4 protein-coding genes are annotated in these 12897 nt (G+C 36.9%); all 4 read right to left on the bottom strand.

All coding sequences use genetic code 11. The features are described from left to right. Positions 1-25 precede the first annotated feature (25 nt). Complete coding sequence (locus FUA22_RS17915) at positions 26-2434, bottom strand: PQQ-dependent sugar dehydrogenase (protein ID WP_147769979.1); 2409 nt, start codon at positions 2432-2434, stop codon at positions 26-28. A 235-nt stretch (positions 2435-2669) separates the two neighbouring features. Then, positions 2670-5798 carry a PQQ-dependent sugar dehydrogenase gene (locus FUA22_RS17910; protein ID WP_147769978.1) on the bottom strand — a complete coding sequence of 1043 codons (3129 nt, stop codon included), beginning with the start codon at positions 5796-5798 and terminating at the stop codon, positions 2670-2672. 183 nt (positions 5799-5981) lie between these two features. Continuing rightward, positions 5982-6797: a hypothetical protein gene (locus tag FUA22_RS17905; RefSeq protein WP_147769977.1), complete on the bottom strand. Its 816-nt coding sequence runs from the start codon at positions 6795-6797 to the stop codon at positions 5982-5984. Between the two features lie 188 nt (positions 6798-6985). Beyond that, on the bottom strand, positions 6986-12897 hold a 5912-nt coding region (locus tag FUA22_RS17900; RefSeq protein ID WP_147769976.1), incomplete at its 5' end, for an HYR domain-containing protein.

Raw genomic sequence — 12897 nt, 5'->3', positions numbered from 1 at the left:
TTTTTTGAATATATATAATTTGTTTTTAACGCTTAATAAGCAACTTTTTGGTAGTTACTGATTTCTGGTTTAAGCCACTTACTTTAACAAAATATAAACCATTTTTAAGCGTATGGGTAGTAATTTGATTATTTTGACTTATATCTTCAAACTGTTTTACAATTCTGCCTTGAATATCAATAATCTGAATATTTATTCTTTCAGAACTAAAAGCAGATTTTAAATGTATTCTAAAACTATTTGATGCCGGATTAGGGATTAAGGAGAAATCAGGTCTATTAGATGCAAACGAATTAGTGTTTAATACGGTGCCTGTATATTCAATTTTTATGATGACTCCGGGGTTTTGAATAGAAACACTACCTGTTCCTGAAGGTCCAGAAGTACCTCCTGTATTATCGGTAATCAAATACATGGTAACACCATCAGGGTCCATAGCAATATCCCTATACCGGTCATTAGAAGAATGAAATTCTTCATAAACCTGACTTTCTAAACCATCACCAGCAACATTCAATTTAGCTCTAAATAGGGTGCCTCTTTTTAAAGTTGATATAAGTAATGATTTATCCCAATCTGGGATAAGTCCAGCTTCATAAATATCAATACTAGACGGACCTACTGTTGGCCATTCTAACCAGCTGCCAGAAGGTTCTGTTCCGGTAGTACTATTATATGTACCAATAGGCTCTTGAAGGTTCGCAACTATAGAACTGTTAGAAGCATCATTTTCAGCAATTGGGGTAACACCAATACAATTATGATCTGAAAAGTCATTTGGATTGCAGCTACCATTACTAGACCAGTTACAATATTCATAGCCTAAATTATCGTTGTACCCTGAAATGTTTGGCCAGCCGTAATTTTTTCCAGCCGATATAATATTTAATTCATCATCTACCTTAGGGCCATGCTCTGAGGAATATAAAGTGCCGTCTGAACCAAATATGATACCCTGGGCATTTCTATGTCCGTAGGTATACACATGACTTTGAACACTAGACAATGTTGGATTATCAGATGGAATCGAGCCATCTAAATTTAGGCGTAGCACCTTGCCTTTATAATCTGAGTAATCAGAATTGCTAGTTGGTAAATATTGGGCCCTAACTTCACTGCACGCATTTGAAAATTGATTAGCGCCCTGATCACCTATAGTGTAGTATAATTTTAAATCTGGTCCTATTTTTAAGCGGCCCGAATTATGGTCATTACTGGCATCAATACCCTCAATAATGGTTGTGGCGCTTCCACTGTCAAGTAGTCCTGTGCTAGAATTATAGGTGTAGCGTTCTATTCTTAGTTTTCTACCTCCGTTATCATAGGTATATGCTAAATACACGAAATTATTTGAGGTATTTAAATCTGCATAAAGATCAGGATGAATTGCCATACCCATTAATCCGTCTTGTCCTGCTGATTGGAATACTTTAGCTGATAGATCTAGCATGACTGTTTTACTTCCACCGGTTGGATCAACTTTTACCACATTTTTACCAACGCGTTCTGTAATCCATAGGAAATTATCAGGACCATATGTGATTTCATAAGGATAGTCTAATTCATTGTCGGCTGTAATATTGGTTACGGTCCAATCTGGTCCATCTGTAGTGGGTGTATAAACAATATTAGCTGATAATCCGGTTACGGTAAATGTATATGGGTCTTCACTATCATCTTGATCGTCATTGTCAATAATAATCGTGGCGCTATGAGGTCCGCCAACGCCTGTTGGGCTATATTCAATTGTAAAAGTTTGAGATGTGCCACCAGAAATGGTGTTTGAAGCTGGCTGACTTGAAACTGAGAATTCTGAATCTCCAGATATGCTAACATTAGGTGCGCCTTCTAGAGTTAGTGTTGTTGAGGTATTAGATATATTTTTAATCGAAAATGTTTCTGAGCCTGTTGAATTAGGTAGAATAGTTCCGAAGTCAAAATTCCCTCCTGAACTTATAACATTGCTGCCACTATCCTCCATTTCAATTTCAGGCGTGTTATCTGCAGAAATGGTAAATGTAAAATCATCTCCACCATCATTGGTGGCATCACTAACGATAGTTACTTTTGAAAAAGCCTCTGGGGAAAGTGCATTAAATGTAATTGTAAAGGTAGCATTCGGTCCATTTTTTGCAATTCCAACTGGTGTGGGATTAGAGGTAATTGAAAAGTCTATTGAATTTTCAAGTGATATATTTGATACATTTAGTGTTGTATTTCCTGAAATTTGACTGTTATCAATGGTAAATGTTCTAGTTGTGTTTCCATCAAAATCAGTAAAGTTATCTATGGTAGTTGTGGTTTCCCCATCGGTAATTGATTGTCCATTACCTTCTACGGTTATTTCTTGACCGTAGATGGAAGCATTAAAAAGTAAAAAACATAAAAGTGCAGTATAGCGCACCTTAAGAAGGTTAAGTAGTTTTTTTTTCATGAGAGAGAGATAAATGATTAATAGGTGTTTTTGGTATTTATATAACAATTTTACGCACAAATATAGAATAATAATTCAAAGTTAAACCCATGAAATGCAAATAAGTACGATTAAATGTATTTCTGCACTATGTATTTGAAAATTTTGGTATGATTATTAAATAGTCTTAAACTATTAAAAGGGTCTGCATAATGATACAGACCCTTTTAAAGTATTAAACTAAATCATTATTTATTTATTCAATAATAATTCGTTTCATTTCTAATTCTTCACCAGTATCATTTATAACTCGTAGTAAATATAATCCTTTCGATAAACCTTCAAGTCCAACTTTTTGAATATTTCTGGTTATCTTTATTTTTTTAACTACTTGACCAGTAATGGTGTATAAAGAAATGGTAGCTTTAAGTCCAGATTCTGGTGAGGTTACAAAAACTTCAGATTTAGCTGGATTCGGGAATATTTTAAAGTTAGATACAGTATTAATATTGGCTGAATCCTCCACTTTCGATTTACCAGATGCAACCTTTCCACTTGCAGCCTCATAGCAATAATCAACATTAGTAAAGCTCACACTCATTGTTGCTGAGGTACTACCGTCATATCCATCACTTAAAGTAACTCTAACCGCTGTTACAATACCCTGAATGTCAACCAATACATTAGATACAGAATTTCCTGAGAATGTACCATAATCTTGGAAGCCGCTTCCATTATTATATTCTACAAGTACTTGATCTATATATCTATTGTTTGGTTTACCACCTGTTCTTTGATCCAGATCACTAATAGTAAACAATACATCCTGACTTACTGAATTGAAGTTTAATGTTGTACTACTAGATCCTCCACCAGAATGCGTTAGAGGGTTTGTGCTAAAACTAGTAGTTAAATCTGAACATGTACTACAAGCTGGAGATTGAGGATCTGGGGTACATCCATCATTATCATCTGGGTCATCATTAGCACATACACCATCGCCATCTGCATCTAAAAATGTTCCAGAGCACGTATCACAATCAGTATACACATCATTAATAGTACAGGCATCCCCGTCATCACAAGTAGTGCCTATTAAATTATCGTCAAAACCAGGGCATTGGTCATCTGCATCACAAATACCATCTCCATCTGCGTCTTGGAATGTCCCTGCGCATGTATCACAATCTAAATAAACGTCATTTGTGGTACAGGCATCGCCATCATCACATACAGATCCAATAATACATCCATACTGGATTTTAACAATAACACCAGGGTTTTCAATACCAACGCTTGTAGTGCCAGAAGGTCCCGAAGTACCACCAGTATTATCAGTAATAGCATAAATAACTTGATTATTTGGGTCTATTGCTATGTCACGATATCTGTCATTTGAAGAATGAAACTCCTCATATATGCCATCTTCTAAAGCATCACCAGTAGCACTTAATTTAGCCCTGAATATAGTTCCTCTTTTTAAAGTTGTGATAAGTAAAGATTTATCCCAGCCTGGAATTTCAGTCCCTTCATATATATCAATACTAGAAGGACCAACTGTCGGCCATGTTAACCAGCCTCCACCTGGGTCAAAGCCTACAGTACTATTGTAAGTACCAATTGGTTCTTGGTGATCCAATGGTTCACCAGAAATAAACTCTTCTATTGGCGTAACCCCATCGGCACAATTGTGATCAGAAAAATTTCCTGAATTACAGTTTGTGGCGCTTGACCAGTTACAATATTTATATGATAAATTATCATAATAACCTGCAATTAATGGCCATCCATAATTTTTACCTGCAGAAATAATATTGATTTCGTCATCAACCTTAGGACCATGCTCTGAAGAATATAATGTTCCGTCAGATCCGAAAACAAGACCTTGTGCATTACGATGTCCGTAGGTGTAAATATGAGTTTGTACACCTCCTAATGTTGGGTTGTCTAAAGGGATAGTTCCATTTAAATTTAATCTTAATACTTTCCCCTTATAATCAGAATAATCTCCTTGAGTGCTTGGTAAATATTGTGCTCTAATTTCGTTACAGGCATTCGCAAATTGGTTGGCACCTTGATCACCAATGGTATAATACAACTTTAAATCTGGACCAATTTTTAGGCGTCCTGAATTATGATCATTGCTGGCATCAAATCCTTCTATTATTGTAGTGTTGGACCCGCTGTTCAATAAACCTGTTGTGCTGTTATAAGTATAACGCTCTATTCTCAATTTTCTACCACCGCTATCGTAAGTGTAAGCTAGGTAAACAAAATTATTTGTAGTGTTCAAGTCTACATAAAGGTCTGGGTGAATAGCCATTCCCATTAGTCCATCCTGTCCTGCGGACTGGTGTACTTTGGCAGTTAGGTCTAACATTACAATTTTAGAACCGCCGTCTGGACTTACTTTAACCACTTTTTTACCAACTCGTTCTGTAATCCATAAAAAATCATCTGGACCAAAAGTGATTTCATTTGGATAATCCAATTCATTGTCTGCTGTAATATTAGTAACAGTCCAATCAGGGCCAGTGGTAAGCGGTATATATTGTGCCTCAGTTGCTGTGGCTTCTATGTTTATCAAATAAGGATTCTCATCTGAATCTGAATTACTAACAGTGATAGAGGAATAATGAGTAGCGCTAGTCAAGGCATTGTAGCGTATTGTCATAGTTGTACTTCCGCCAGGAGCTATGGAAGAACTTCCAGAATTTACTAATGCAAAATCAGTAGGATTACCAAGTACTATACTTGATATATTTAAGGTACCCGTTCCTAAATTATGAATTGTAAAATCTCTATCAATTGTTGAGCCTTCATTTGTTGTTCCAAAATCTGTATTATCTGCAATGCTATTTGTAAGATTTCCACTTGCGGGTATGGCAATTCCATTTCCTCGAATCTCTATTTCTGGTATAGGAACAACAGCTTCACCTTGAATTGTAAAAGTATACGGATTGTTGGTTCCGTTTGAGAAACTTACGGTTACTGTTGCTGTCTGGATCCCCGTGGTACTAGGGGTAAAGGTAATTGAATGATTGATAGGGTTTTCATTTCCTTTAAGATTTCCTAAGTTAGCCGGTGTAGGTGAGAAATCTGAGTTATCTATAGTAACAACTATATTGTTAAGACGTCTACCCGGGCTTCCACCACCAGCGGTATTGTCTATAATAAATGTTTTATTAATTGATCCGCCTTGACCAATAGTTCCAAAATCAGTATTATCTGACGTTGACGGGGTGTTATCTCCGCTTGCGATAACGTTTCCATTACCACTTACTTGTAAAGTTCCTTGCGCTCCAACATGGGCAACAAATAAAAAAAGAATGACTGCTAGGGTTTTGTGAATGAGCAGCTTTTTGGTTGGTAAAATTAAATTCATTTAGCTGAAATGTTTATAGGGTTAAAAAATTTAACTAAAAATAATAATTTATAGAGCTAAATTGTAGTTATTATATTTAAGATGTTAAAAAAGTTATTAACTTGTGTGTTTTATCGATAAAGTCCTATAAAAAAAGGGTCTAAGTAAATTTGCTTAGACCCTTTTTTTATGATAGAGGTAACGTTAATGTATCATTAGTAGTTTGCTTGTTGCTCCAAAGTCAGTTTCAATGGAGACTATAATATTTTTAATATTTTCATACATTGGTATTTTTAAATAGCTTTTGTTAACATGACTAAGGCTTCTAATTAGTTGACCATTAATGTTAAAAATATTTATAGTCTGTACTTCTGTAGTGTTATTAGTATCAACTAAAATTTCTTTTGAATTATGTAAGTAGTTTATTCTAGTATTAACTAAAGTTTCATCGCTTGTAGATAGGCTTTTTGCAGCACTTGGTTCGGAGTTGTCTTTAAAAGCAATATAAAACCTATTTAAATATTCTCCACTCTGCATATCGTTGGTATAAGTGGTTTCATTAATCCGAGTATAGCTGTCTAATAAAGAATCGTAGATAAATACATCAACATCAGTATTAAAGTTTTCTAGTTGATTCAAGTCTATCTTTATGGTTCCTGTATTTTTTAAAAACATTCCCAATGGATATTTTTTAGTGTCCTCAAAAGCCCCAACCCCTTGTATTAAATAACGCTCATCTTCAATGATCCAATTTAAGTCATCTGCTATATTATCACGATTAAGAGCATCATAACCAAAATCGAAACCGTCAGTCGCAGCATCATCAGAGGTAAACCCCAGTAGTAAGTGCCTTACTAATCCGTTAGGAGAAGTAAAATATATACGAACACGTTGAATTTCAGATGAACTATAGCTTGCTTCAGCATAATTGCCTGCACTATAGTTATTGTTTTTTGCAAATGAGGTAGAGGTCACAACTAGCAAAAAGATAAATACGCATAAGCGGTAAGTAGGTGTCATTAGCTTTGGTCTTTTAACGATTTTTTACGTCTTTCAACGAAGCTAATATAAAAATATAATACAAAAAAACCTATAAAACGCAAAAAAATACGATGAAATACATTTTAAAATTGTTTTTGATCGACTTTTTTGCATAAAAAAGGTGGACAACGTCCACCTCTAATACAATTTTTTATAATACTATGAACCTATTGACTAATAACAACCTTCTTATTAGCACTGCCTAATTCAGTCTGAACTTTAATAATGTAACTACCTTCAGCAACATTTCCAACTGGAATCTTCATGTTATTTGAGAATGAAGGTGTGTTAGAAACATTCCAAGTCTTAACAGTTTGTCCTAGAAAATTTGTTAGATAAACCTGTTTCACCTTTGCATTGCTATTAGTTTTAATATGAATTTCTCTGCTGTTATGTAAATAGTTAACAAGAACTTGGTCTAATAATAATTCGTTATCATCATCAGAAAGTGTATTGTGTTTTGTAAATGTTATGTAGAACCTGTTAAGATAATCTCCAGGATCCAATGTCATTTCAAATGCTTTATTATTAATTTTTGTATAATTGCCTAATAGTGCATCGTACACATATACTTTCGTGTTTGGTGAAAGATTTTCTAATTTGGTTAAATGAATTTCGACAGGACCACCGGTTGTTGAGAAAATACCAACAGGGTATTGTTTAGCCTCATCAAATTCACCAACTCCCTGAATCATGTAATTTTTATCATCTATTCTGAATAACATATCATTAGGGAATGTTTCTCTACTTATCGCATCATAACCAAAATCAAAGCCATCAGAAGCAGTATTGTCAGGTGTAAATCCTAATAATAGATGACGTTTAGCACCTTCTGGTGTTCTAAATAATAATCTTACACGTTGTATATCATCTTCTTCTTGACTGTTTTTTGGAGGCTGGGCATTTATTTTCTCTTTTGTACTACTTTGCTTCATAAAAATAGATTCGGGATCTGAGCCTTGCTCAGTCTTAAATATCCGATGTTTATTATGGAAGGTTACATTTCCACCAGTACCGGCTCCTGTTGCGAAAACAACAAAGCCTTGACCAACAGGAATATAGTATTCAGGTATTTTGCCAGAATTTCCTTGTCCACTAATCTCATAGCCATCAATGGTTAAAGGTGGGGCTGCCGCCGGATTTCCTCCTGCTAAAGTAAGTTGAGCAAAGCCTCCTTGGTAATCCCTTAATATATGTGTATCGTTGGTAACATAATGGATCCAGAAATATAAAGCACCATCAATACTTCCAGAAGTGCCTGGATTTCCACCCGGTATATTATCCAAAATGAATTCTCTTGCATCGAAGGCAGAAGGGTATGGGTTACCAACCAGCGCCTCATTGCCATTAGTTATTGGAGTGGTTATTGTACCGTTATAAGGGAGGCCATCAAAAACATAGTTTTGTACTGTGCCAGATGTATCTCCACTACCTTTCATAGTAAAACTTAAACCTCGAGGTATCGGTGTAGTTTCCTGAATTTTTTCCCAATTCGCATAAATTCTAGTAGGATCATTTTTGAAATTATAAAGCCAGCGTCTACTCATTGTAACAGGAGTGGTACTTCCTATGGCATCACGACCAGAAGTCCAGTCCAAAGGGATAGGGTTATTTGTATCCGAACCATCTTTCAAAACATTTGCAATACTGTAATCTCCATTAACTCCGTTTTCGCTCACTGGAGAGCTCCAATAATTATAGTTATATAAATTAGATTGTCCCTGTTGGTCTCGCTCTAAATGTCCACTACTTGCTGTATCCAAAATACTCCCACTAATTTGATAGGTAACATCATCATTATTTGGGTTACCATCGTCATCGAAATAATAACGTTTTTGAATCAATTGTGATTCCCCAACTAAATCTATCAAGCCATCGAGTCTTAAATAACGCGTAATGTTTAATGCGTGTCCTGGGTTTGTTTCATCTTGTGTTCCGGTATTGGTAACAGTGAGTTCGGCTGTATCTACAAGCAGTCCTAATAAAGTTAGATTTTGAGTGTTAGAAGTTATATTATGACCAGTTCTTACAATATTCCAATCAATTGGGTCGCCATTTACTCCGTTACTATTTGGATGATCCCAAACAGTATCTCCATAGGTCCAAGGCGTAGAACCAGTTGTATCATTCCAATTACCATTTGCTTTTGAGGTATAAGGTAATGGCGCACTATCATCTTGCTGAGTTGTGATGTACTGAAGTTTACCATCAACACCTTTTCCTGAATAAGGTTGTAAATAACCACATGATATATTATCCATACGGTAATAGCCATCAAGGTTTGCCCAGGTAACGGGATTGTCATCAGCTCCATCACCATTGGCATCAGGCCCGTCTACTTTAAGAGGAATTACCTCCCCAATAACATTGGTACCAGAACTAACAATTTGTTGGTTCATCATATGCCTTATATGGTCCACACTCAATTTCATATTCCATATGCGCACTTCGTCAATCCATCCACTAAAATAATTTACAGGAGGGTTTGGAGGGTTCCCAGTTTGATCCATAGCTCCTAAAATACAATCTCTGCTATTGGCCGTGGGCGGATTTCCTGTTGTACTGGCAACCTGAATGCCATCTACATAGAGGACATAATTTTTTCCTGATTTTGTTCTGGTCACGGCAATGTGATACCATCTATTAGTATCAATTGGATAAGGGCAGACCAAAGAGCCTGTATTGTTCCAGTTAAATGATAAGGTAGAGCCTTCAAGCCTTAAATCATAACCCTGGTTCCCAAAGTCACTGGCATCTCGTTTGGAAATAATAGTTTGAATAGTATTATTGGCTAAACCTGTATTGCTTGTTGCGTCTGGTTTTATCCAACATTCAATACTAAATTCATCTCCTAGGTTATAATTATTTCTAAAGGTTACGTTGTCATTTTCTCCATCAAAATCCACTCTAGAACAATTTGTAATTTCAACTACGAGGTCATCAGAACAAATTTCATTATTTAGTCCAAATGGGCCAACTGTCCATCGTAATGTATAGGTTCCGGGATCACCGGTAAATGTAGCATCGGGATCAGTATCATCAGAAAATGAAGAATTACCACCACAACTAGAAACTGCACTAACAACTGTCCATTTCCCGGGACTCATTGTACCCGGATCGTCACAATTTTTACAATCAGGATCTAATAAATCAGCATGAGTTAAAGCATCTTTATAAGCACCCTTTGCAGCATTTTCAACAGCACTCTTCGTGTTGTCATAAGCATTCAGAGTTACTAGATTCTCACCACATTCACCTACCGCATAAACCACATCTTCACCTGCATAGGCATAATTTTGGATGACATCTGCCAATGCCGTGCCAGCAGGGTCATAAGCTCTACATCCATTAACCAGTATGGTAGCTCCATATTGGTGAAAACCGGGAGCATCTGGTGTAAAAGTGTAGGTAACATTCAAGGTGCCATCGGCCAGAGGTTCTTCTGTTGGATCTCCAATACCATCGGTCCATTCAATTTCATCTGCTGGTGCTCCACCAAGAGGCAAAGTAATTTCGTCTATGGCCCAAGCACTAAAAGGACTTGTGCCAAAAAATGTCCATTTGATACGAACTTGGTCATAGGAAGAATAAGCACTCAAATCAAATGTAGCAATGCTCTGGTCAAAAATATAATTATCTGATGTAGAAGGAGGATAAGAGGCCCAGTCCCATGGAACTATAGGATCTGTTAAATCCTGTAAAGGTAAAGGTTCGTATGTCAATCCTCCATCTAATGATATTTCTAATAATGCCGTATCTCCTGGGAATAAGTTCCATGCCTGGGTAAATGAAAACGTCGGTGATTCCAAACCAAGCAAACTCATAATAGGGGTTTCCAAGGTTGAGGCATTCCCTGGAGGAAACTCATCAATGTATTCCTGACTGGTATAATCCCCTTGTGCTATGGCAAACTTGAAATTATTGGAATCGTATTCAATTTTAGGTGACCAAGTCCCATCGGGGAAGGGGTGGTTATTGGTAGCTGTCCAGTTGTTTACTGAACGATTATTGGCTGCACCGGTAAAAGCTACTCCAGCCACTTGACCATCAATCTTCCACATATTCGGATTCCATTTATCCGGGAATTGTCCTTGATCAAATTGTCCGGCATCTTCGTCTTCAGGATCAATAAGATCTCCACCATATCCACTATGGGCTGTCAAGGAAACTTCATTAGGAAAACAAGTGTTGAAATAATCTTCTTCAAGTAGTGGAGGGACATCAGGTGGAACGGCATGCACACTTAAAATTTGAGAATATTCATAACAGGTTCCCCATTGAATGAGCACTCGAAATACACTGGATAACGAATTTGAAAAATCAAAATTAATATTATGAGTAGCGGTTGTATTTGCAATAATATTCCAGTTTTGGGCACCTTCTTCAAATTGTTCCCATTGTACAATGGTTCCGTTGTGTCCGGATAGATCAATTGTTACCGGATTAATATTATCAGGACAGGCTGCAATAAGCACATTGTTTGTAGGTGGGAACTCAATTGGATCCAAAGTGTCCACCTGACCCAATAAAGCACCTCCTGAAATAGCTGGTTTTGTTAAAGTTACATTTTGTTGCTGTTTTACCGTTTGTCCATTTCGGTCATCATAGGTCCAAGTAATTACGGTTGTACCAAAGGTAGTAATAGGGAAATCAATATCATTGCCGTTAGCATCAGTTGCATCACCGTTAATGGTTCCTCTACAATTATCAGTTGCGGTAGGGACAGTGACATCTACCTCACAATCTACCACGTTTACGTCAGGTAGTGATACCGCATCAGGAACAGGATCAGTAATATCATTAATGATTACGTTTTGGGTTAGAACAAAAGAATTTCCATTTCCATCGTCAAATTGCCAATTAATGGTATGATTACCTTGTGAGCTAAAGGTATAAGGAATACTAAAATCTCCAGTGGTTCCGGTAACAGTACCAGCACAGTTATCTGTAGTAGTTGGTGCAGATGAAATGGTAACAGAGCACTCATCAGTAAGATCCGGTAAAACAATTATTGCAGGGTCTTCGTTATCTGTTACATTAACATTAAAACTACAGTCAGTTGTTAACCCAGATGTATCGGTAGCTCTATAGGTTATAGTAGTAGTCCCTACAGGAAAGGCACTTCCTGAAGGCAATCCAGCAATTTGAGTAATTGAAGCTCCTGGGCAATTGTCATCAAAATTAGGCGTTGCAAAATTGACTATAGCGGTACATTCTCCAGCATCATTATTTACATTTATATCAAGAGGACAAGCAATGGTAGGTGCTTCATTATCAATAACCGTTACTGTAAAGCTACAGGAAGCAGTATTGCCAGCAGCATCGGTTACCGTAAAACTATTGGTTGTGGTTCCTATGGGGAATGTGCCGCCTGAAGCCAAACCTGCTGTTTGCGAAATCGTGCTTCCAGAACAGTTATCATCGAAAGGAACAGAATAAGTTACTATAGCGCTACATTCACCACCATTATTATTTACAGTAATATCATCTGCTGGACAAGTAATAGTTGGGTTTTCATTATCAACTACTGTTACATTAATTGAACAGCTAGCTGTATTACCGGCAGCATCCGTAGCGGTATAAGTTACGGTTGTAGTTCCTACGGGGAATGTACCGCTAGCATTAGCACCTCCAGCGTTGTAATTATTGGTTATGGTGGCCATCAAACAATTATCTGTAGCCGTCGCTAAAGGAATAGTAACGGCTGCGTTACACACTCCAGGATCTGCATTAACGGTGATGCCGCTCGGGCATGAAATAACTGGATTGGTTGTATCATTAATATTAAATACATGATCAACATCAGTTGAATTGCCACAGGCATCTGTAATGGTATAAGTTCTGGTTATAGTACCATTATAAGAATTATTTACCAAGGGGCCAGTTGTAGAACTTATTGTTAGATTATTAGTAGCCGTACAGTTATCAGAAGCGCCAGCACCAGTAAGATTAATGAAATCTGTAATAGTTGTAACTGCGGCGGGTAGGTCGCTGTCGCATTCTAACGGTGTTGGGGTTGGTGCTGAAACCGTAGGTCCTGTTGTATCCTGAACGGTTAGGGTTTGTACGTGAACGGTGT

The sequence above is a fragment of the Seonamhaeicola maritimus genome (assembly GCF_008056315.1).
Lineage (GTDB): Bacteria > Bacteroidota > Bacteroidia > Flavobacteriales > Flavobacteriaceae > Seonamhaeicola > Seonamhaeicola maritimus.
Note: the sequence above shows the minus strand (reverse complement) of the source record. Positions and strands in the feature narration are given on the sequence as shown.

What these genes read in the sequence shown, in the direction of transcription:
- FUA22_RS17915 (WP_147769979.1), bottom strand. Translation starts at nt 2,434, where the DNA reads ATGAAAAAAAAACTACTTAACCTTCTTAAGGTGCGCTATACTGCACTT.
- FUA22_RS17910 (WP_147769978.1), bottom strand. Translation starts at nt 5,798, where the DNA reads ATGAATTTAATTTTACCAACCAAAAAGCTGCTCATTCACAAAACCCTA.
- FUA22_RS17905 (WP_147769977.1), bottom strand. Translation starts at nt 6,797, where the DNA reads ATGACACCTACTTACCGCTTATGCGTATTTATCTTTTTGCTAGTTGTG.